Genomic DNA, 21202 nt, shown 5'->3' on the forward strand with positions numbered 1-21202 from the left:
CGAACCTGAGCCCGTTCCTCTCGACGCACGACAAGCCGTTCAAGCCGGGGCGGTGCGCCAGGCAAGCCGGTTCGGCGATACTGCTTCCCGCAGCCAGGGAGGCACCGGGAACGGATGAAGACGCTGGTACTGGGCGGCTACGGAAACTTCGGCGCCCGCATCTGTCGTGCGCTGGCGGGCGACGCCAGCATCGACCTGCAGGTCGCGGGACGCGATGCCGGGCAGGCCCGGCGGTTCGCGGACACCCTGGGCGGGCGGGCCGGCGCCGTCGCGATCGACTGCAATGCCCCCGACTTCGGCCAGGCCCTGGCCGCACTGCACGTCGACCTGGTGATCCACACCGCCGGCCCGTTCCAGGCGCAGTCGTATGCGGTGGCAATTGCGGCCGCGCGCGCCGGCGCGCACTACATCGACCTGGCTGACGGCCGCCGCTTCGTCTGCGATTTTCCACGGGCGCTGCAGGACGCATTCCAGCAGGCTGGAAGAACGGCCATCAGCGGCGCGAGCACGGTGCCGGCGCTGTCCTCGGCCGTCGTCGACCACCTGGCCGCCCGCTGGCGCGCCCTGCATGCGATCGACACCTGCATCGCGCCTGCGCAGACCGCACCGCGCGGCAAGGCGACGCTGGCAGCGGTGCTGAGCTACTGCGGCAAGCCCGTGCGGGTCTGGCGAGGCGGACAGTGGACGCAGGCGCCGGGCTGGGCCGCGCCCGAACGCATCGAGTTCAAGCGCCTGCGCCCCCGCATCGGCGCGCTGTGCGACATCCCCGACCTCGAACTGTTCCCGGCGCGCTATGGCGTGCGCGACCGGGTGATGTTCCGCGCCGCGCTCGAGGTGGCCGCCACGCAGCGCGCCTTCGCCGTGCTGGCGGCGCTGCGCGGCATGGGCCTGCTGAAACGGCCGGAACGCCTGGCCGGATTCCTGGACCGCATCAGTGGCGTGTTCGATCCGCTGGGCACGCCGCTGGGCGGCATGGTCGTGCGCATCGAAGGGCTGGACCCTGCCGGACGCCCCGCACGGCGCGCCTGGCACATCGCAGCCGACAACGACGATGGCCCCGAAATCCCCTGCATGCCCGCGATACTGCTGGCGCGAAAGCTTGCCGCCGGCGATGCCATGGCGACGGGCGCGTTCACGGCCGCCAGCCTGCTGTCGCTGGACGAGTTCGAACCCGAATTCGCCAGGTGGGGAATGGTCACCGACATCGTCGACGAAGCCCCCGACGCCTCACGGGAGCACCCGGCAGCAAACACAACCGTGGCCTTGCGATGAGCCCCCGCGACGAAAAGCTGCTGCGCATGGGCGTGGTGTTCGTGTGGCTGGCGACGGCGGCCGCCAGCCTGTGGGAGTTCAACGGCCAGAGCATGGCGCTCCTGGCGAACGCGGGCATCACCGACCCTCGCCTCGCCACCGTCCTGATCGCCGTGGGCGCGGGCGCCGACTTCCTGGTCGGGATCGCGATGGCGCTGTGGCCGTCGCGACGCGTCTATCTGACCGCGCTGGCGCTCATGCTGGCGATGACCGTGGTGGCCAGCGTGCTCGATCCCTCGCTGTGGCTGCATCCGCTGGGGCCGCTGACGAAGAACGTTCCCATTGCCGCGGCGCTCTGGATCCTGATCAGGCAAGCGAAATGACGGCCTACCTGGTGATGAAGTGGATCCACGTGCTGTCCAGCGTCGTCCTGGTCGGCACCGGCTTCGGCACCGCGTTCTACATGTTCTTCGCCAACCGCAGCGGCAGCCTGGAGGCGCAGGCGGTGGTGTCGCGGCTCGTGGTCCGCGCCGACTGGTGGTTCACCGCACCGGCGGTCGTGGTGCAGCCCGCCAGCGGCCTGTACCTGATGCACCTGGCAGGCTGGCCGCTCGCCACGCCGTGGCTGGCGCTGTCGATCGGACTGTTCGTGGTCACCGGCGCGCTGTGGCTGCCCGTGGTGTGGCTGCAGCTGCGCATGACGGCGCTGGCCTCCGCGGCGCGGGAAGGCTCAGGCGAGCTGCCCGCCAGCTACTGGCGCTATGCGCGCTGGTGGGAAGCACTGGGCTACCCGGCCTTCGTCGCGATGCTGGCGGTGTTCTATCTCATGGTGGCGAAACCGGTGCTGTGGGGTTAGGTGGTGTCATTCCGAGTTTCGGCGAGTGGTGACCGGATAGGAGAATGGCGCAAACGACCTATTCCGTTGAACAAATCGCTGGACAGCACCACCTGGCAGGTACTCGACGGAGGTGGGGAATCGACCCTTTTGCCCGGACGGTCCAGTCAAGCGACCACTACCTGCGATACCCAGCCCCAGAGGGCGGCGCCTGCAATCACTGCAGGAATCAACAGTCGTCGATTCGACGCGAACAGTAGAGCCAGCAAGATGCCGAACAGCACCATCGCCTCCGGGCTGGTCAGGCTCACGCTCATGAGTGCCAGAGTCGTTCCGGCAATCAAACCCACCACGCCTGCAGTGACGCCTTCGAGAAACTGGCGGATGCGGGGCTGGTGAACCAACCGTTCCAACGGGTCATGCGCCAGGAGGGTGAACGCGAATGCCGGCAGGAAGATCCCCACCGTCATTACCACTGCGCCCCACGGCCCGCCGCCGAGATAGCCAACGAAAGTAGAAAATATGATCAGGGGTGCCGGTAGCAGACCTGAGAGCGCGATACCGTCGAGGAACTGAGGGTTGGTCATCCAAGCGCCCTGGGTCACTGCATCGCGTTGGAGGAAAGGGATGACCGTGTAAGCGCCGCCGAACGTCAGCATGCCTGCCTTCAGTCCCGCCCAGAACAGCAGCAGCAACGACACTGTGCCGGGCGTTGTCGCCCCACCCTCGGAACCATCAACACTGAGGGCGTCCAAGCCCGCCAGTCCGCCGTTCCGCAACGAAAGAGCAACGACACCGACGGCGGCCAGGCCAATCACGCCGATTGCCACCGTGTAGAAGCCGCGCCGCGCGACCACGTATACCAACCCGCCGAGGGCCAGGATAAGTACGAAGTGAACGCCTGCGACCTGGGCACAGGCCCCCAAAACGGCGATCGCCCAGAGCCAGCGATTGGTGACAACGTGTCCGCCGATGCGGAAAACCGCCCGGACAATCAAGGCGGCTACAGCCACCTGCACGGCAGCGAAGATCGCTGCGACATTGTCCGTCTCCAGCCCGTAGCGCACGTAAGCCCACGACAGCGCAAACATCAGCAGGAAACCAGGCAGCATGAAACCAAGCCCGGCCAAGATGCCACCCCAGCGCCCGCGCGCGCGCATTCCGAAATAGACGCACAACTCGTGGGCTTCCGGGCCAGGCAACACTTGATACAACGCCAGCACACGGTTGAACTGATCGCTGCTGATCCAGCGCTCCTCGTCCACCAATTCCTGCCGAATCATGGCAATCTGCGCGACAGGGCCGCCCCAGGCAAGCGCGCCGAAACGGAGAAATCGAAGGAAAAGCCGCACCCATGACTCGCGGGGGACGCGGTACTGCGATGGGTCCCCGGCTTCAGCGGATTGCGCAGATGCGTTGTTCACGTCCATCGATTTCGCCAAGGCAGGTCCAACTACTAGCGAGCAATCTGCTGCGACGGCGACAATACGCCCTGCACCAACGCGGTTCCGCAGGTGCCGCCAAGTACGGCGGAGGCTCATCATAGTCCGGAAGCGACGGTCGGAATGCACCGTGTAGTTTTGGGGAGGCAACTGGCCGGGGACTGGGCCACTTGGCTGTCGCGGTAACCGGGTTCAAAGCTGATCCACTGACCACCCATCGGTCCAGCGGAGACCGCAGCGATGATGGCGCGTCAGGAATCCGGGCAAGCGCCCCTGTTCTACGCCTTCAAACTTGAGAACCACGTCCCTGCGTACCACCTGCTCCGCTGCATGGACCAGTTCCCGGGCTTGGGCGAACTGCGCCAACACCTGGCCCCCGCACTACAGCCACACCGGCCCGCCACTCGATTGATCCGGCCCTTCTCGTCCCGATGTGGATCGTCGGCTACTGCTTCGGTATCCATTCGGAGCGCCGGCCGTACGAACAGGTCCACATGGCGTACCGCTGGTTCTGTCGACTTGAGGCTTGAATCGAAAATGCTGGGCTGGATAGTGGATGACGAGAACACGACGCACCGGAAGATCGCCCGGCAGGTGACTGACCGCGCACCAACCGACTTGCGAGCCGCCCAGCGCCCTTAGCGCTGCAGTGCGCCCGCGTCCACCACCGGCCAACCTTCCCCGTCCCACCCCATCGGCAGCACCTTGAGCTTGGGCAGGCCGCCGTCCTGCACGTCGTAGGCGTGGAAGACCAGGTAATCGCTGCCGTCGAACGTATAGGCGCTGTTGTGGCCGGGGCCGGGCCAGCGGGCGGTACCGCGCAGCACTTCGGTGGCGGCGCCCTGGTCCATGCGCTTTCCGTCGCGGTCGCGGTAGGGGCCGGTGAGCGTGCGCGAACGGCCGACCATGATGCGGTAGTCGCTCTTGGCGCCGCGGCAGCAGTGATCCCAGGAGACGAACAGGTAGTACCAGCCGTCCTTCTTGAACACGAACGGCGCTTCGATCGCACCGGGCTCGGGTTCGGCATCGTCGGTGAGGATCGAGCGCGCACGCTTGGCCAGGGTGTGCCATTCCTGCGGCTCGGCCAAGCCGAGGCGGTCTTCGCGCAGCTTCACCAGCTTGAGCCCGCCCCAGAACGAGCCGAAGGCCAGCCAGGGCGTGCCGTCTTCGTCCTCGACGAGGTTGCCGTCGATGGCGTTCCACATGTCGCGATGCGGCACCGAGCGCAGCACGATGCCGTGGTCCACCCACTCGAACGCCGGATCGGCCGGATCGAGCGTGGTGTTGGTGGCCACGCCGATGGCCGAGGTGTTCTTGCCGCCGCTGGAGATCGAGTAGTAGAGATGGTACGTGCCGTCCTGGTGCGAGATGTCCGGCGCCCAGACGTGGCCGTTGAACGTCGGCACGATGTCGTAGGCCCAGGCCGGGATCTGCGCGAACACCTGCGGTTCGGCCTTCCAGGTCTCGAGGTTCTTCGAGCTGTAGACGGTGATGCCCGGGCCGGTGACGAACAGGTACCAGGTATCGCCCTGGCGGATCATCGTGGGGTCGTGCGCCAGCACGTCGGCCCAGTAACCTTCGCGCGGCGCGGCCACCGGCGGGCTTTCCATCATGTCGTCGTTGTTGGGTCGGGCCTCCTGCGCGGCGGCCGGCAGCGCCAGCAGGCGCGCCAGCGCCAGCAGGCCCGCCAGCGCCAGGGCGACGATGCGGCGCGCGCTCATGCCCCTGCCCCCGGGAGGTCGACCTCGCGCAGCGGCCGCCCGAACACCGGCATGCCCTGCGCATCCCATTGCAGCGGCTGCAGGCAGGTGTGGCGATCGGGATTCCACAGCGGATCTCCTTCGATGTCGCGATGGTTGCGTGCGTGGTAGACCAGCAGGTCGGTGCTGTCGTCCTCGGCCACGGTGAAGCTGTTGTGCCCGGGGCCGAACACTTCGCGCTCCGGGTCCGAGACGAACACCGGCTGCGGCGACTTGTGCCAGCTGCCCGGGTCGAGCAGGTCGGCATCGACATCGGCCCACAGCAGGCCCATCGCATAGCGCTCGTCGGTCGCGCTGGCCGAATAGGTGACGAACACGCGGCCGTGGCGGATGAGCACCGAGGGTCCCTCATTGACCAGGAAGCCCTGCACTTCCCAGTCGAACTCGGGCTTCGTCAGCAGCACGGGTTCGCCTTCGATATGCAGGCCATCGCGCATGCGCGCAATGTAGAGGTTGGAGTTGCCGGCGATGTCCGGATGCTTCTGCGCCCACAGGTAGTAGCCCACGCCGCGATGCTCGAAGCGGGTGGCGTCGAGGCAGAAGGCATCGATGCCGCTGTCCACCCGGCCGGCGAATTGCCACTCGCCCTGCATCGGATCGGGCGAAGGATTGCGCAGCGCGTACATGCGGTGCTGGAACAGGTCGTCCCTGATCTCGCGCGAGGGCGCGGCGGCGAAGTAGACGTGCCACACGCCGTCGACGCGGTGCAGTTCGGGTGCCCAGACCAGCGAACTCGCCGGGCCGGTGGGCGGCGCGGTCCACAGCGTCTTCTCCTCCGCCTGCGCCAGTCCGGCCAGCGTCGGCGAACGCCGCAGCACCACGCGGTCGTATTCCGGCACCGAGGCGGTGAAGTGGTAGTGCCGATCGTGCCGCGAGATGTGCGGGTCGGCGCGATTGGGGATGAAGGGGTTGCGGAGTTGCATCGAACGATTCCGTTGGAGGCCGCTCACGCGCCGGGCGCGTCGACCAGGATCTTCTGCTTGATCTGCAGGTAGTAGCCGTCGGTGATGCGGTAGAAGAACATCACCCCGCCCATCAGCGCGTGGAACAGCCCGGGGATGATGGTCAGCATCAGCGCGATGCCGTTGAGCGCCTGCGGCGTCTGCACCTGGTCGGGCACGTAGTGGAACCAGCCCAGCAGCAGGCCCACGATCGCGCCGGCCACGCCCATGCCCGCCTTCTGGCAGAACGAGATGCCGCCCATCGAGAGCCCGGCCACGCGGCGGCCGTCCTTGGCGTGGCCGTAGTCCACCGCCTCCACGATCGCCGACCAGAACACCGGCGCGTGCAGGTCGACCACGAAGCAGATCAGGAAATAGAACACGAAGGCCAGCGCCACGTCGCCCGGCTGCACCAGGAAGTACATCGCCACGCTGAGCACGCCGACCGCCAGCTGGGTCCAGCGGAACATCGCCACCTTGCACCAGCGCTTGGTGATCCAGGTGGACGCCACCATCGCCAGGATCGCCGCGCCCACGCCGGTGGCCAGGAAGGCCGACAGCATCTTCGCGTCGCCTCCCAGGTAGTACTTGGCGTAGTAGGCCGCGACCGAACCGCGGACCACATAGCCGATGGTGCCGATCACGCACACCGCGCACAGCAGCAGCCACTGGTCGTTGCGCAGCAGCAGGCGCAGTTGCTGCGCCAGCGGCGTGCGGTCGACGTGGTGGCGGATGCGCTCGGTGGTGGTGAAGAAGCAGAACAGGAACAGCACGGTCGCCATCAGTCCCATCAGCCCCATCGCCCAGCGGTAGCCTTCGGCCAGGTCACCCCCGCCCCAGGACTCGGCCAGCACCGGCACCAGGATGGTCACCATGAACGCGGCGATCTTGGCGAAGAACAGGCGATAGCCGTTGGCCGACAGCCGCTCCTTGGGATCGGCGGTCAGCACGCCGATCAGCGAGATGTAGGGGATGGTGACCACGGTGAAGCACAGCGTCACCAGGATGTAGGTGGCGTAGGCCCAGGCCAGCTTGGCGCCGTACTCGGCGTCGGGCGTGGTGAAGGTGAGGAACACCGAAATGCCGAACGGCACCGCGAACACGAGGAAGTACGGCCGGTAGCGGCCCCAGCGCGTCTCGATGCGGTCGGTGACCATGCCCATCAGCGGGTCGGTCACCGCGTCGAGCAGACGCACCGCCAGCAGCAGCAGGGCGACGTCGTGCGGGCGCAGCCCGAAGACGTCGGTATAGAAGAAGGTGATGATCAGCATCATCGACGAGATGACGACGTTCACCGCCATGTCGCCGGCGCCGAATCCCACCTTCTCGAGCACCGACAGCTTCTGGTCCTGCATCGCCCCTCCGCGATGGCCCGGCCGACGCCACGGTCGCGTGGCGCCTGGCGGCGGTCCGACCTTATTCTGGTCGGCGCATGGATATGCAACAAATAAGAAAATCGCGATAATCCATATCGAACCCGATATAGGATCCGGTCCGTGCCCAACCCGCCCTGGTTCGTCCGTGCGCGCCTGAAGACGCGGCAATTGATGTTGCTGATCGCGATCGAAGAGCACGGCAACATCCACCGTGCCGCCGAATCGCTGAACATGTCGCAGCCGGCGGCGTCGAAGCTGCTCAAGGACCTCGAGGACCTGATCGGCGTGCCGCTGTTCGAGCGCCTCCCGCGCGGCATGCGCCCGACCTGGTACGGCGAGAGCATGATCCGCCACGCCCGCATCGCCCTGGCCAGCCTCGGCGAGGCCGGCGCGGAGATCGAGGCGCTCAAGGCCGGCCACGCCGGCAACGTCGCCATCGGCGCGATCGCCGGTCCGGCGATGACCCTGCTGCCGCCGGCACTGGCGCGGCTCGACCAGGCCCATCCCGACCTGCGCGTCTCGGTGGTGGTCGAGAGCAGCGACGTGCTGCTCGAACAGTTGACCCAGAACCGGATCGACCTGATGGTCGGCCGCCTGTTCGCACGCCACGACAAGCGCAACCTGCAGTACGAACCGATCGCGGAAGAAGACGTGTGCGCGATCGCGCGTCCCGGGCATCCGCTGCTGTCGCGTCGCAAGCCGGGACTGGCCGAACTGGCCAAGCTGCCCTGGGTGGTGCCGCCCGAAGGCAGCGTGCTGCGCCACCGCTTCGAGCTGATGTTCCAGAACGCGGGGCTGCAGGCGCCGCGCCAGGTGACGGGCACCGCCGCCCTGGTGCTGCTGCCGCGGCTGCTGCAGGACAGCGACCACCTGGCCGTGGTCCCGGTGGACGTGGCCCGGCACTACGCCGCGCACGGGATGGTGAAGATCGTGCCGGTGGAGCTGTCGTGCCGGATGGACTCGTTCGGCTTCATCACCCGCACCGACTGGCTGCTGTCGCCGGGCGCGCGCACGGTGCTGGCGACGCTGAAGATGGCGGCCCGGCAGGTCTATGCGCCGGCGGCACGGGTGTCGCGCAAGGACTGAAGGTGCAGCGCGGCGCCTGAGCCATAGCGGTACACGTATCGCAACCGGCGTTATTGTTATTTTTCGTGCATGGCTCGGCCCGTTAGCATCGCGGCACGGGGCCGGCGCGGATCAGGGATCCGCGGGTTCCGTCGCGACCATCCCTTTCCCGGGCAGGATCCCCGACCGCATGAGCGCAGCACGAAAACCGGCACGCCGCAGCCAGCAGTGGTTCGGCCGCGACGGCAAGCAGGGGTTCTACTACCGCAGCTGGCTCAAGGGCCTGGGCCTGCCACACGAGATGTTCGACGGCCGCCCGGTGATCGGCATCTGCAACACCTGGTCGGAACTCACGCCCTGCAATTCCTCGTTCCGCGAGCTGGCCGAGCACGTCAAGCGCGGCGTGTACGAGGCCGGCGGCTTCCCGCTGGAGTTCCCGGTGATGTCGCTGGGCGAAACCCAGATGCGGCCCACGGCCATGCTGTTCCGCAACCTCGCCTCGATGGACGTGGAAGAATCGATCCGCGCCAATCCCATCGACGGCGTGGTGCTGCTGATGGGCTGCGACAAGACCACGCCCGCGCTGCTGATGGGCGCGGCCAGCGTCGACCTGCCGGCGATCGGGGTTTCGGGCGGGCCTTCGCTGTCCGGCAACTGGCGCGGCAGGCCGGTGGGCTCGGGCACGGGCGTGATCGAGATGTCGGAGATGGTGCGCGCCGGCACGCTGACGCAGGAGGAATTCACCGAGGCCGAGGCCTGCATGCAGCGCTCCAAGGGCAGTTGCATGACCATGGGCACCGCCTCGACGATGGCCAGCATGGTCGAGGCGCTGGGCATGTCGCTGCCGGAGAACGCGGCGATCCCGGCGGTGGATTCCCGCCGCTTTCGCCTGGCCCACCTGTCGGGCCGCCGCATCGTGGAGATGGTGCGCGAGGACCTGCGCATGTCGAAGGTGCTCACGCGCGAGGCGTTCGCCAATGCGATCCGCGCCAATGCCGCGATCGGCGGCTCGACCAATGCGGTGATCCACCTGCTGGCGATCGCCGGGCGCCTGGGCGTGCCGCTGACGCTCGAAGACTGGGACGCGATCGGCTCGCGCCTGCCCTGCCTGGTCAACCTCAAGCCGTCGGGCGAGTACCTGATGGAGGATTTCTACTACGCCGGCGGCCTGCCCGCGGTGCTGCGCGAGATCTCCGCGCACCTCGACCTCGATGCGATGACGGTCAATGGCCGCAGCCTCGGCGAGAACATCGCCGATGCGCCGTGCTGGAACCGCGACGTGATCCGCCCGCTGGACCAGCCGCTACGGCCCGAAGCCGGCATCGCGGTGCTGCGCGGCAACCTGGCGCCCGATGGCGCGGTGGTCAAGCCGTCGGCGGCCTCGCCACACCTGCTGAAGCACCGCGGCCGTGCGGTGGTGTTCGAGGGCATCGGCGATCTCAAGGCGCGCATCGACGACGAATCGCTCGACATCGACGAACACAGCATCATGGTGCTCAAGCACTGCGGCCCGCGCGGCTATCCCGGCATGGCCGAGGTCGGCAACATGCCGCTGCCGCCGAAGCTGCTGCGCCGCGGCGTCACCGACCTGGTGCGGATCTCCGACGCGCGCATGAGCGGCACCGCCTACGGCACCGTGGTGCTGCACGTCTCGCCCGAAGCCGCGGCCGGCGGCCCGCTGGCGCTGGTACGCGAGGGCGACATGATCGAACTCGACGTGCCCGGCCGGCGCCTGCACCTTGACGTGCCGGAGGCCGAACTCGAACGCCGCCGCGCGGAATGGGTGCCGCCGCCCGCACCCGCGCGCGGCTGGAGCAAGCTCTACGTCGACCACGTGCAGCAGGCGCACCTGGGCGCCGACCTCGACTTCCTCGTCGGCGGCAGCGGCGACGACGTCGCCGGGGATTCGCACTGAGGCGCATGGCAGACGTCCCGTCCGCCTGCAGCGAACCTGTCGGGGTGGCGTGCAGCGAACCTGCCCGATCCATTCTCGGCGAACCTGCTCAATCCACTTGCAGCCAACCTGTCATTTCGACCGAAGGGAGAAATCTCCTGACCAGGCGCGCGAAGCCTTCGGTCGCACAACGCCGGGGCCTCGCACGGCGCGAGATTCCTCACCCGCTGCGCGGGTTCGGAATGACAACCTGGCTGCGCGCAGTCGGGATGACAGGCTTTCTCCGGCCCACCTGCAGACAACCTGTCATTTCGACCGAAGGGAGAAATCCCCTGGCCGGGTGCGCGAAGCCTTCAGTCGCACAACGCCGGGGCCTCGCACGGCGCGAGATTCCTCATCCGCTGCGCGGGTTCGGAATGACAGATTGGCTGCGCGCAGTCGGAATGACAGGTTGGCTGCGCGCGTCTGGAATGAAAAGTTGGCTGCGCGGAGTCGGAACGACAGGCTTTGCCCGGCCGACCTGCAGCGAACCTGTCATTTCGACCGAAGGGAGAAATCTGCTGACCAGGCGCGCGAAGCCTTCAGTCGCACAGCGCCGGGGCCTCGCATGGCGCAAGATTCCTCATCCGCTGCGCGGGTTCGGAATGACAGATTGGCTGCGCGGAGTCGGAATGACAGGTCGTGCCCCGCCGCCGTCCCTACGGAGTCACTGATGCCAGGTCCGCTGCCAGGAACATGCCACGATCGCCGCCGCTTCCTCGCCGCGGCGGCATCGACCGCGCTGCTGCCCGCGGCGTCGCTGCTGCCTGGTGTCGCGATGGCGTCGAGCCCGGCACGCGGCGGCAAGCCGTTCGCGCTCGCCGACATCGCGCTGGGCGACGGCCCCTTCGCGCGGTCGCAGGCGCTCAACCTGCGCTACCTCGCCGCGCTCGACGTCGACCGCCTGCTCGCGCCGTACCGGATCGAAGCCGGCCTGCCCTCGCCCGCGCCGAAGTATCCGAATTGGGAATCGATGGGCCTCGACGGCCACACCGCCGGCCACTACCTCACCGCACTGGCGCAGCAGGCGGCGCAGGGCGACGCAGCGATGCGGCAGCGGCTCGACGCCATGGTCGAGGGCCTTGCGCAATGCCAGCAGGCCAACGGCAACGGCTACCTCGGCGGCGTGCCCAACGGGCGCGTGCTGTGGGAGCGCATCGTCTCGGGCGAATTCGAGGCGGAGGCGTTCTCGCTCGAAGGCGCCTGGGTCCCGTTCTACAACCTGCACAAGATGTACGCGGGCCTGCGCGATGCCTGGCTGATGACGGGCAACGCCACCGCGCGCGAGCTGCTGGTGCGCTTCGCCGACTGGTGCGACGCACTGGTGGCGAACCTCGACGACACGCAGCTGCAGCGCATCCTCGACACCGAGCACGGCGGCATGAACGAGGTGCTCGCCGACGTCTACGCCATCACCGGCGAGCGCAAGTACCTGCGCCTGGCGCGCCGCTTCTGCCACCGCGCCATCCTCGACCCGCTGCTGCGCCGCGAGGACGCGCTCGACGGCCTGCACGCCAATACCCAGATCCCGAAGGTGATCGGCTTCGCCCGCATCGGCGAACTCGACGACGAACCGGCGTGGATCGACGCGGCGCGTTTTTTCTGGGAGACAGTGGCGCAGCGGCGCAGCATCGCCTTCGGCGGCAACAGCGTGCGCGAGCATTTCAACCCGGTCGACGACTTCGACACGATGCTGGCCTCGCGCGAGGGCCCGGAGACCTGCAACAGCTACAACATGCTGCGCCTGACCCAACTGCTGCACCGGATCGATCCGCTGCCGCGGTACGCCGATTTCTACGAGCGGACGCTGTACAACCACATCCTCTCCACCCAGCACCCCGACCACGGCGGGCTGGTGTACTTCACCCCGATCCGGCCGCGGCACTACCGCGTGTACTCGCAGCCGACGCAGTGCTTCTGGTGCTGCGTCGGCACCGGCATGGAGAACCACGGCCGCCACGGCGCGTTCGCCTACACCTACGACGACGACACGCTGGACGTGAACCTGTACCTGGCCTCGACGCTCGACTGGCGCGTGCGCGGCCTGTTGCTGCGGCAGGATACGGCGTTCCCGGATGAACCGCGCAGCACCCTGCACCTGCAACTGGCGCAGCCGCAGTCATTCGCGCTGCGACTGCGTCATCCGGGCTGGCTCCACGGCGCACTCGTCGTCACTATCAATGGCGAACGCTGGCCGCTGTCGTCGGCACCCGGCAGCTTCGCCAGCATTGCCCGCACCTGGCGCGATGGCGACCAGGTCGGGATCGAACTGCCGATGCGCACGCGCATCGAGGACCTGCCCGACGGCTCGGACTGGGTCGCGTTGATGCATGGCCCGCTGATGCTTGCCGCGCGTACCGGTGTTGAGGACCTCGACGGCCTGATCGCCGACGACGGCCGCGGCAGCCACATCGCACCCGGCCCCTACCAGCCGCTGGACCGCGCGCCGATGCTGGTCGGCGAACGCGACACGCTGGCCGCGCGGATCGAACCGGTGGAAGGCGAACCGCTCGCCTTCACCGCCGGCGCGCTGATCCGGCCCGGCGAGTTCGCCCGCCTGCGGCTCGAGCCGCTGTCGCGCGTGCACGACGCACGCTACATGGCCTACTGGCGCACCGCGACGGCCGCCGAGTATCCGGCCGTGCTCGCTGCGATCGAGGCCGAGGAGCGCGAGCGACAGGCACTGGAGGCGCGCACCCTCGACCAGGTGCAGCCTGGCGAACAGCAGCCCGAGGTCGAACACGGCTATGCGGGTGAGGACTCGGTCACCGGCCTGCTGCTCGGCCGCCGCTGGCGCGATGCCGGCGGCTGGTTCGAGTACCGCCTGACGGCCAGGCGCTACACCGGCGATACGCCGCTGACGCTGCAGCTCACGCTGCTGGGCAGCGAATGGAACGTGGCGATGGACGTACGGGTCGACGGCCGCACGCTGGAGACGATCGTCTTCGACGGCAAGGGCGCGGACGACCTCGGCGCGCGCGACATCGCGCTGCCCCCGGCGCTGGCACGCGCCGCGCGCGGCGACGGCATCCGCGTGCGCTTCGTCGCCCACGACGGGCGCCGCACGCCGCGCCTCTTCGGCGTGCGGCTGCTCGCGGCCCGCTGACCGCGTTCCCCACCCGCGGGGCCCGTAGCCCGGGTAAGCGCAGCGCACCCGGGACCCCGCGACCCCGCGACCCCGCGCTCCCATGGCAACACGCAGGCCATCTCCCGAGTTGCAAGCCCAACGCTTATCGCGGCGACGGATTCGCCCCGACCAGGGCTTCACGCGGTAGCCCGGGTAAGCGCAGCGCACCCGGGATCACGCAGCCTCACGGCAACGCGCAGGCATCTCCCGAGCTTCACCCCCAGCGCTCACTGCGAGGGCGGATATGCCCTCGGCCGCACGCGCAAGTGCAAGCCAGGAGGCGCAAGGTGAACCGGCGCGCGCCGCGTTTGGCCGGCGACGCGGGGACCGCGCGGCAGCCGCGGCATCACCCGCCGCCCAATGCCTCCGCGAGCAGCGCGCGAATCGTTTCCTGCGCCTGCGTCGCGCGCGCTTCGTCGTACGCGAACGAGTCCTCGTCCATGTAGACGCGCTGGCTGATCTCCAGCTGCACGGCCTGGATGCCGCGCGCAGGCTCGGCGTAATGGCGGGTGATGTAACCACCGCGGAAGCGTCCGTTATGGATCCAGTCATGGCGCGACTGCGCCGACAGCACCGCCTCCAGGCGTCGTTGCAATGCAGGCGTCGCACTGGCCCCGTTGGCGGTGCCCAGGTTGAGATCCGGCAGCCGGCCGTCGAACAGGAACGGCAGCTCGCCCCGGATCGAATGCCCTTCCCACAGCACCACGCGGCCATGCGCGGCGTGCAGGCGTTCGAGCTCGTCGCGCAGGGCGGCATGGTAGGGGCGCCAGTACGTCCCGACCCGCGCACGCACTTCGTCCTCCGACGGCTGCTGTCCGTCGAGGTACACCGGCTCGCCATCGAAGCGGACCACCGGGCACAGGCCGGTGGTGTTCTGCCCGGGGTAGAGCGAGACATCGTCCTCGCCGCGGTTGAGGTCGACGACGTAGCGCGAATGGGTCGGCACGATCATCGAGGCGCCCAGGTCCTTCGCGAAAGCGTACAGCCGGGCGATGTGCCAGTCGGTATCGGGCACGCGGTGCGCTTCGGGCGTCAGCCGCGCGGCGATGTCGTCGGGCACGCGGGTGCCTTCGTGCGGCACGCTGACCAGCAGCGGCGCGGTGCCGCGATGCAGGGTGAAGATGTCCATGGCGGGATTGTACGGCGGGGCGGTGACGCACGATGCTGCGGAATCGTCGCGAGAGCCGGCGTCGAGCTCCGGGGCCGCGGACGCGACGGCAGATCCCTAGCTGCGCTCGGATGACAGGCGATCTGTCTGACAGGTGAGAGGCCGTGTCTGCGGCTGACACGGAAAGCGACTCAGGGATGACTGGGAACGTGCCTGGGGGATCGCGGGGAGGCGTCTGAAGGCTGAGAGGCAACGGCCGAAGGATGGCAGCGACGGGACTCGTGAGACCAGCGGATGCGACTTGGCGTTGCGCCGGCGGATGCCACGCTGCGCCGGCAACGCCAGACCGCGGCGGCGGCATCCCGCGCCGCTATCGCATCAGCACCACTTCTTCCGCACTGGTCGGATGGATCGCCATCGTGTCGTGCAGGTCGGCCAGGGTCAGGCCCTTCTTCAACGCCACTGCGAACCCCTGCAGGATCTCGTCCGCGCCCTCGCCGAGCAGATGGATGCCGACCACGCGGCGCTCTTCGCCCACGCAGACCAGCTTGAACAGGCTGTGCTGCGGCCGGTCGGTCAACGCCTGCAGCATCGGCCGGAACACGCTGCGGAGCACATGCACGTCGTCGCCGTGACGCTCGCGCGCCTGGGCCTCCGTCAGCCCCACCGCGGCCAGCGGCGGGTGCGAGAACACCACGCCGGGGATGTCGTCGTAGTCGATCCTCGCGTCGGCTTGGCCGCCGAACACGCGGTCCATCGCCCGGCGCGCGGCGGCGATCGCGACCGGCGTCAGCGTGACTTGGCCGGTCACGTCGCCCACCGCGACCACGTGAGCCACGCTGCTGCGCTGGAACGCGTCGACCACGACGTTGCCGGCGGCGTCCAGCGCGATGCCGGCCTGCTCCAGCCCGATGCCCGCGGTGTTGGCGACACGGCCCACGGCCAGGATCACCTGCGCGTAGGTGTCGCTGGTATTGCCGTCCTCGTCGCGCAAGCGCAGCCGCCCGGCGTCGCCCTCGATCGCCGCCAGGCGGTAATCGAAATGCATGCCGATGCCCTGGTGCCGGTAGTTGTCCTGCAGGCGCTGCGTGAGCTCGGCATCGGCGTGGCCGAGCAGGCGCGGGCTGCGCGCGTACAGGTCGACGCGGCTGCCCAGCGCCTGCAGCACGCCCGCGAGCTCCACGGCGATGTAGCCACCGCCGACCAGGGCCACCCGCGAAGGCGCTTCGCACAGGTGGAAGAAGTCGTCGGAGATGCCGGCCAGCGCGTCCCCGGGCACGTCCAGCCGGCGCGGGCGCGAGCCGGTGGCGAGCAGGATGTGCGCGGCGCGCAGCAGCGTGCCGTTCTCGCATTGCACCGTGTGCGGGTCGCGCAGGCGGCCACGCGCGGGCATCAGCACGATCCCGGCCTCGTCCAGCCGCCGCAGGTAACTGGCGTGGATGCCGTGGATGTAGCGCTGGCGGCCGGCGATGAGGGTGGGCCAGTCCAGGCGCGGTTCCCGCGGCACCTCGAAGCCGAATTGCGAGGCCAGCGCGACATGGCCCGCCAGTTCCGCCGCCAGCCACATCGCCTTCTTCGGCACGCAGCCGACGTTGACGCAGGTGCCGCCGAGTTCGCCGGGTTCGAGCAGCGCCACGCGCGCGCCATGCTGCGCGGCGCGGAAGGCGCCGGCGAGGCCGCCGCTGCCGCCGCCGAGCACGACGAGGTCGAAATCCAGCGGCGAGCTGTCGCTCATGCGAAGCGCCCAGGCACGTACGGGGCCGGGTCGATGTGCGGCGTTTCGCCGGTGACCAGCTCGGCCAGCAGGCGCCCCGACGCCGGGCTCATGCTGACGCCGAGCATGCCGTGGCCGGTCGCCAGCCACAGGTGCGGCTGGCCCGGCGCGCGGCCGAGGATCGGCAGGTCGTCCCAGGACAGCGGACGCCAGCCGTACCACTCCTCGCGCCGCACCGGCCCGACGGGCTCGTGCAGGTATTCCGCCGCGCCGCGCTCGAGCGCGTCGAGCCTGCGCCGGTTGAGCGTGGTGTCATGGCCCGAGAACTCCATCGTGCTGCCGAGCCGGAAGCCGTCCTCCCACACCGTGACGCAGACCTTGCGCTCGTGCAGGGTCATCGGCCGCTTCGGCACCAGGCCCGGACGCGAGTAGGTGATCGAGTAGCCCTTGCCGGGCTGCATCGCGCGGCGCAGCCAGCCCAGCCGCAGCGATTTCGCCAGCAGCGGCGACCAGGCGCCCGTGGCCAGCACCACGTCGCGCGCGTCGCGATCGCCGCGCGAGGTCGCGACCCGCATGCCGCCGTCCTGCGCTTCGACTCGGGTCGCCTCGCAGTGCTCCTCGATCGCGCCGCCGGCCGCGACCACCACGCGCGCCAGTTCGGCGACGTAGCGATCCGGGCGCAGGTGCGCGTCGCCCGGATAGCGCACCGCACCAGCCACGCCCTCGCGCAACGCCGGCTCCTGCGCCTGGTACGCCGCGCCGTCGATGATCTCCGAGGCGATGCCGAACTCCGCCAGCGCCGGCAGCTGGCGCACGTAGGCGTCCATCTCGGCGGGGTCGCGGAACACGCAGTCGGCGCCGGCTTCAGCGAATTCGCAATCGAGTCCATGCCGGGCCATCCACTGCGGGAAGGCCTCGCGCGAGGCGTTGAGGATCTGCGCGCGGGCGCGCGCCGAGGCGTTCCAGTCGCGCGCATTGCAGCGGCCGGCGAAGCGCAGCATCCACTGCCACAGCACCGGATCGAAGCGCGGGCGTACGTAGAACGGCGCGTCGGGCGTCAGCATCCAGCGCAGCGCCTTCGCGACCATGCCCGGCGCGTGCAGCGGTCCGGCATGGCTGGGCGTCAACGTGCCGCAGTTGCCATGGGAACTGCCGCCACCGACACGGCCGGCATCGATCACGCGCACGCCGCGCCCGCGTTCGAGCAGGCACAACGCGGTGGCGAGGCCGGAGACGCCGGCGCCGATGACGAGAATGTCGCTGCGTTCGCTCATGCAGGAAGTGTAGCGGCGAACGCAGCGCCGCCACACGCCGGATGCGTCACGCGATCCGCATCGGCGGGCGCGTTCCGTAACCGATCCATCGCCACAGCCACTCCATGGGCCCGAAGCGGAAACGCGCCAGCCACCAGTGGCTGGCCGCGACCTGCAGCGCGAACATCGCCAGCACCATCAGCACCTGGCCGGCACGGCCCACCTGTCCCCATAGTCCGAACCCGTAGCCGTAGAAGAGCGTGGAGGCGACCAGCGACTGCAGCAGGTAATGGGTCAGCGCCATGCGCCCGGCCGGCGCCAGCCACGACAGCGGACGCGACAGCACAGGCGTGCCCAGCCCGAGCACCAGCAGCGCCAGGTAGCCCAGCGCCAGCGGCAGGCTGCCGAGCAGCATCAGGCCGTTGGCAAGCATCATCGGTCCGGCCTCGCGCATGCCGTCGAAGCGGGTACCGATGGCGAGGCTCAGCGCCACGAAGACGCCGCCCAGCGGCAGCATCCACAGCGCCAGTCGCGCGAACCATCCGCGCTGCGCCCGCACGTCGTCCATGCGTCCCGCGCGCACCAGCCAGGCGCCGATCAAGAACACGGCCAGCGCCAGCGGCAGCATCATCAGCAGGCCCTGCGCGCTGACCGTGGCGAAATCGCTTGCGCGCTGCGCCGTGGCCTGCCAGTAGCCGCCTTCTGCGAACACGCGCGCGGCGGCGGCCGCGGTCGCGTCCATTTCATCCGCCATCTCGGCGAATCCCGCGCGCGCATCCGCCGGCAACGCGGACAACAACAGGCCGGCGAGCACCACCAGCAGCGCGATGCCGGCGTAAAGCCCCGCGCCCAGCCACAGCCGGACCCGGTTGTCGATCTCGCCGAACGCCAGCAGCAGCACGCCGGCGATCGCATACGCGTGCAGGATGTCGCCGCTCCACAGCAGGATGGCGTGCAGCAGGCCGAAGCCCAGCAGGGCCGCGCAACGGCGCGCGTAGACGCGGCGGAAACGCGGCCCGTGTCCGCCGCGCGTCGACATCACCGCGAAGCCCATGCCGAACAGCAACGAGAACAGTACCCAGAACTTGCCCTGCACGAAGACGTAGACCAGCCAGGCCGCGGCGTGGTCGGCCCCGGTCGCCGCCGGGTCGATGCCCGAGCCCATCTGCTGGATCGGCCGGGTGAACCACTCGATGTTCATCAGGAAGATGCCGAGCAATGCGAATCCGCGCACCACGTCCAGCGCCTGGATCCGCTGCGCGGCATCGATCGGCGCCAGCCCCAACGGCGGCGGCAGCGGCGGGGGCACGTCGCGCAGGGCGTCCATCGTCACAGCTTCCATCCCACCATGTTCCAGCTCCACAGCATGTACGCGGCCAGGACGTAGACCGCCACCACGAACAGGTGCCGGAGCTTGCGCCACAGGTTCCACCCGCGCGCGCGCAGCACCGCCCGCAGGTGCATCACGTCGACCAGCACCAGCACGAACAGCGCCGGCGTCGACCACAGCAGCGCGGTCAGCAGCGTGCCCGGGTAACCGTAGAACGCCGCGGTCTCGTCCGCCATCGCGCCCTGCGCGTAGACCAGCAGCAGCCCGCCGAAGCCCAGCCAGGCCAGCGCCGAGATGTACAGCCAGAACGCCGCGCGCCGCGATGCGGGTGCTGCAGGATCGCGGCGACCGCGCCGCAGCCACGCCCCCACCAGCACCAGCAGAGAGACCGCGCCCGCCAGCGCCATCACCGCGAACAGGGTGTCGCTGCGCTGCAGCGGTCCGACCCGTTCGAACGCATTGTGCCCCGCGGCGTTGTACCAGCCGGCGATGCGGCCGTCGTCGTCCTCGTAGAAGACGATGCGCCCGGGCCCTTCGGCCTCGCGGAACACCAGCCCGTCCTCGGGGATCCAACGGCTCGCATCGTTGCCGGCGTGGATCACCAGGCTGCCGTCCGCGGCCGCCTCGACCTTCGCCGTGAACGACAGCATCGGTTTCTCGGCACTGGTGTAGTTGCTGCGCTTGCTGTTGTAGCTGCCGGCGAAGCGCGAGGCTTCGAACCCCTCGGGGACCGCAGCCGGCGCCGGCGTGCGCGCGCGCTCGAAGTAGCGTTCGAGCACCTGCCCCGGCAGCTGCGCGGCCAGGCGCCGGCCGGTGTCGGTATTGGTCGAGACGAACACGCCGACGCCGGCCTCCGGCGCCACCGCCATCATCGAATGGAACCAGCTGGTCGCGCCGCCATGACCGAGCACCCGCAGGTCGCCCACGCGGGTGTCGAAGAAGCCGTAGGCGAAGCCGCCGACCTGCGGCGCGTTGCGGAACAGGGGTTCGCCGACGAGCCGCGCGTGGACCGACGGCGACAGCACGTCGGTGCCGTCGAGCTCGCCGCCGCGCAGCAGCATGCGCATGTAGCGACCCATGTCGGCGGCCGTGCTCGACGCCCCGCCCGCTGGCCCGGCATGGGCGACGTGTTCGAACGCCTGCGGCGCGAACGCCCCGCCGCTGCGGCGGAAGCCCTGCGACCAGCGTCCCGTGAAGGCGGCGCCGGCGTGGCGCGGATCGCCCTCGCGCAGCGGCTCGCGGAAGGTGGTCAGGCGCATGCCCATCGGTCGGAACAGGCGGCGCTCGGCGAGCGTGTCGAACGGTTCGCCGGACACGTGCGCCACCAGCGCGCCGAGCAGCGCGACCGAATAGTTCGAGTACACCGCGTACGTGCCCGGCGCACGCACGCGGCGCGGACGATGGCGCTGCAGGTACTCGACCGAGGGCAGCACCCGGTCCGCGCGGTCGGCGAACAGGTGGCCCATCGCCGAGTCCTCGTAGCCGGCGGTGTGGGTGAACAGGTGCCGCACCAGCACCGGCGGATAGCCGTCGGCGGGAAGCTTCAGCGCGTCGGGCAGGTACTCGTTGGCGGGCGCGTCGAGGTCGAGCCTGCCCTCGTCGACCAGTTGCAGGCCGAGCAGATAGGTGAAGGTCTTGGAGATCGACGCGATCCGGAACAGGGTGCCGTGCGGGTCGACCTCGCGCCGCGGCTCCGTCGCCGCGATCCCGTAGCCGCGCAGCAGCAGCGGCCCCTCGCGGTCGACCACCGCGATGGTGACGCCGGCGATGCCGTCGCGCTCCATCGCCGAGTCGACCAGGCCGTCGACATAGGCCGACAGGTCGGCCGGATCGATCGCACGCGCGACCGCGGCGGGTGCGTCCGGATCCCCGGCGTCCGCAGGCGGCAACGGATGGGCGGCGGCCTGCCCCCCTTCGGCCCCGGACTCGACGTCCTGCGCTGCGGCGACGGACAGCAACGACAGCAGCACGGCCGCGAACGCGGCCCGCAGGATGCGCGACATTGGGACTCCCCCCGGGGACGATCCTGCGGATTACAGCACAGCGCGCGCGCAGCGTCGCGCACGC

General features: G+C 69.5%; 16 protein-coding genes. 7 read left to right on the forward strand and 9 right to left on the reverse strand.

Annotation, left to right across the window (positions count from 1 at the left end; all coding sequences use genetic code 11):
- Window positions 1–114: 114 nt before the first annotated feature.
- The 3 genes from JMO03_RS09650 to JMO03_RS09660 are packed head-to-tail and all read left to right on the forward strand — an operon-like array spanning window position 115 to window position 2107.
- On the forward strand, window positions 115–1272 hold the full coding sequence (locus JMO03_RS09650) for a saccharopine dehydrogenase family protein (protein ID WP_202842831.1): 1158 nt from the start codon (window positions 115–117) through the stop codon (window positions 1270–1272).
- Window positions 1269–1634 (forward strand): DoxX-like family protein, encoded by a 366-nt coding sequence (locus tag JMO03_RS09655; RefSeq protein ID WP_202842834.1) that lies wholly within the window; start codon window positions 1269–1271, stop codon window positions 1632–1634. The genes JMO03_RS09650 and JMO03_RS09655 overlap by 4 nt, the downstream gene beginning before the upstream one ends.
- Window positions 1631–2107, forward strand: coding sequence for a DUF2269 family protein (locus JMO03_RS09660; protein WP_202842835.1), 477 nt, complete (start codon window positions 1631–1633; stop codon window positions 2105–2107). Before JMO03_RS09655 ends, JMO03_RS09660 begins: the two co-directional genes overlap by 4 nt.
- A 146-nt stretch (window positions 2108–2253) precedes the next feature.
- Here JMO03_RS09660 and chrA read toward each other — a convergent pair whose 3' ends face one another.
- The gene (chrA, locus tag JMO03_RS09665; RefSeq protein ID WP_202842837.1) at window positions 2254–3516 is read right to left on the reverse strand and encodes a chromate efflux transporter; all 1263 of its coding nucleotides are present in this window, start codon (window positions 3514–3516) and stop codon (window positions 2254–2256) included.
- A 419-nt stretch (window positions 3517–3935) separates the two neighbouring features.
- On the opposite strand from chrA, the gene JMO03_RS21635 reads away from it, so the two are divergent.
- Complete coding sequence (locus tag JMO03_RS21635; protein ID WP_425491823.1) at window positions 3936–4058, forward strand: transposase; 123 nt, start codon at window positions 3936–3938, stop codon at window positions 4056–4058.
- 108 nt (window positions 4059–4166) lie between these two features.
- On the opposite strand, the gene JMO03_RS09675 is transcribed toward JMO03_RS21635, so the two are convergent.
- From JMO03_RS09675 to JMO03_RS09685, 3 genes are read right to left on the reverse strand one after another with little or no spacing between them, the layout of a single operon-like run.
- Complete coding sequence (locus tag JMO03_RS09675) at window positions 4167–5249, reverse strand: arabinan endo-1,5-alpha-L-arabinosidase (RefSeq protein ID WP_202842842.1); 1083 nt, start codon at window positions 5247–5249, stop codon at window positions 4167–4169.
- Window positions 5246–6211 carry a glycoside hydrolase family 43 protein gene (locus JMO03_RS09680; protein WP_202842844.1) on the reverse strand — a complete coding sequence of 322 codons (966 nt, stop codon included), beginning with the start codon at window positions 6209–6211 and terminating at the stop codon, window positions 5246–5248. Before JMO03_RS09680 ends, JMO03_RS09675 begins: the two co-directional genes overlap by 4 nt.
- Before the next feature lie 23 nt (window positions 6212–6234).
- A complete protein-coding gene (locus JMO03_RS09685; protein ID WP_202842846.1) occupies window positions 6235–7584 on the reverse strand; it encodes an MFS transporter in 1350 nt (449 codons plus the stop codon).
- Window positions 7585–7776: 192 nt separating this feature from the next.
- Between JMO03_RS09685 and JMO03_RS09690 the strand changes: the two genes are divergently transcribed.
- The 3 genes from JMO03_RS09690 to JMO03_RS09700 all read left to right on the forward strand — a co-directional run bounded on the left by JMO03_RS09690 (window position 7777) and on the right by JMO03_RS09700 (window position 13709).
- Window positions 7777–8691: a LysR family transcriptional regulator gene (locus JMO03_RS09690; RefSeq protein ID WP_202843035.1), complete on the forward strand. Its 915-nt coding sequence runs from the start codon at window positions 7777–7779 to the stop codon at window positions 8689–8691.
- 169 nt (window positions 8692–8860) lie between these two features.
- Window positions 8861–10585, forward strand: a complete 1725-nt coding sequence (locus tag JMO03_RS09695) for an IlvD/Edd family dehydratase (protein WP_202842848.1) — start codon at window positions 8861–8863, stop codon at window positions 10583–10585.
- Between the two features lie 691 nt (window positions 10586–11276).
- Window positions 11277–13709, forward strand: coding sequence for a glycoside hydrolase family 127 protein (locus JMO03_RS09700; protein ID WP_202842850.1), 2433 nt, complete (start codon window positions 11277–11279; stop codon window positions 13707–13709).
- A gap of 367 nt (window positions 13710–14076) precedes the next feature.
- Here the strand turns inward: JMO03_RS09700 and hutG are convergent, their stop codons facing one another.
- The 5 genes from hutG to JMO03_RS09725 form a co-directional block, all read right to left on the reverse strand.
- The gene (gene hutG, locus JMO03_RS09705) at window positions 14077–14859 is read right to left on the reverse strand and encodes an N-formylglutamate deformylase (protein ID WP_202842852.1); all 783 of its coding nucleotides are present in this window, start codon (window positions 14857–14859) and stop codon (window positions 14077–14079) included.
- Window positions 14860–15208: 349 nt separating this feature from the next.
- Window positions 15209–16573, reverse strand: a complete 1365-nt coding sequence (gene gorA, locus JMO03_RS09710; protein ID WP_202842854.1) for a glutathione-disulfide reductase — start codon at window positions 16571–16573, stop codon at window positions 15209–15211.
- On the reverse strand, window positions 16570–17826 hold the full coding sequence (locus JMO03_RS09715; RefSeq protein ID WP_202842856.1) for an NAD(P)/FAD-dependent oxidoreductase: 1257 nt from the start codon (window positions 17824–17826) through the stop codon (window positions 16570–16572). Before JMO03_RS09715 ends, gorA begins: the two co-directional genes overlap by 4 nt.
- Window positions 17827–17872: 46 nt before the next feature.
- Window positions 17873–19147, reverse strand: coding sequence for a DUF418 domain-containing protein (locus tag JMO03_RS09720; RefSeq protein ID WP_238346046.1), 1275 nt, complete (start codon window positions 19145–19147; stop codon window positions 17873–17875).
- Complete coding sequence (locus JMO03_RS09725; protein WP_202842859.1) at window positions 19135–21138, reverse strand: serine hydrolase domain-containing protein; 2004 nt, start codon at window positions 21136–21138, stop codon at window positions 19135–19137. Before JMO03_RS09725 ends, JMO03_RS09720 begins: the two co-directional genes overlap by 13 nt.
- Window positions 21139–21202: the final 64 nt, after the last annotated feature.

It is taken from the genome of Luteimonas saliphila (genome assembly GCF_016774335.1).
GTDB lineage: Bacteria > Pseudomonadota > Gammaproteobacteria > Xanthomonadales > Xanthomonadaceae > Luteimonas > Luteimonas saliphila.

Bases quoted from the DNA above. Each gene is read 5' to 3' on its own strand.
- hutG (WP_202842852.1), bottom strand. From the start codon at position 14,859: ATGGACATCTTCACCCTGCATCGCGGCACCGCGCCGCTGCTGGTCAGC.
- JMO03_RS09680 (WP_202842844.1), bottom strand. From the start codon at position 6,211: ATGCAACTCCGCAACCCCTTCATCCCCAATCGCGCCGACCCGCACATC.
- JMO03_RS09660 (WP_202842835.1), top strand. From the start codon at position 1,631: ATGACGGCCTACCTGGTGATGAAGTGGATCCACGTGCTGTCCAGCGTC.
- JMO03_RS09655 (WP_202842834.1), top strand. From the start codon at position 1,269: ATGAGCCCCCGCGACGAAAAGCTGCTGCGCATGGGCGTGGTGTTCGTG.
- JMO03_RS09690 (WP_202843035.1), top strand. From the start codon at position 7,777: ATGTTGCTGATCGCGATCGAAGAGCACGGCAACATCCACCGTGCCGCC.
- JMO03_RS09685 (WP_202842846.1), bottom strand. From the start codon at position 7,584: ATGCAGGACCAGAAGCTGTCGGTGCTCGAGAAGGTGGGATTCGGCGCC.
- gorA (WP_202842854.1), bottom strand. From the start codon at position 16,573: ATGAGCGACAGCTCGCCGCTGGATTTCGACCTCGTCGTGCTCGGCGGC.
- JMO03_RS09725 (WP_202842859.1), bottom strand. From the start codon at position 21,138: ATGTCGCGCATCCTGCGGGCCGCGTTCGCGGCCGTGCTGCTGTCGTTG.
- JMO03_RS09720 (WP_238346046.1), bottom strand. From the start codon at position 19,147: ATGGAAGCTGTGACGATGGACGCCCTGCGCGACGTGCCCCCGCCGCTG.
- JMO03_RS09715 (WP_202842856.1), bottom strand. From the start codon at position 17,826: ATGAGCGAACGCAGCGACATTCTCGTCATCGGCGCCGGCGTCTCCGGC.
- JMO03_RS09650 (WP_202842831.1), top strand. From the start codon at position 115: ATGAAGACGCTGGTACTGGGCGGCTACGGAAACTTCGGCGCCCGCATC.
- chrA (WP_202842837.1), bottom strand. From the start codon at position 3,516: ATGGACGTGAACAACGCATCTGCGCAATCCGCTGAAGCCGGGGACCCA.
- JMO03_RS09675 (WP_202842842.1), bottom strand. From the start codon at position 5,249: ATGAGCGCGCGCCGCATCGTCGCCCTGGCGCTGGCGGGCCTGCTGGCG.
- JMO03_RS09695 (WP_202842848.1), top strand. From the start codon at position 8,861: ATGAGCGCAGCACGAAAACCGGCACGCCGCAGCCAGCAGTGGTTCGGC.
- JMO03_RS09700 (WP_202842850.1), top strand. From the start codon at position 11,277: ATGCCAGGTCCGCTGCCAGGAACATGCCACGATCGCCGCCGCTTCCTC.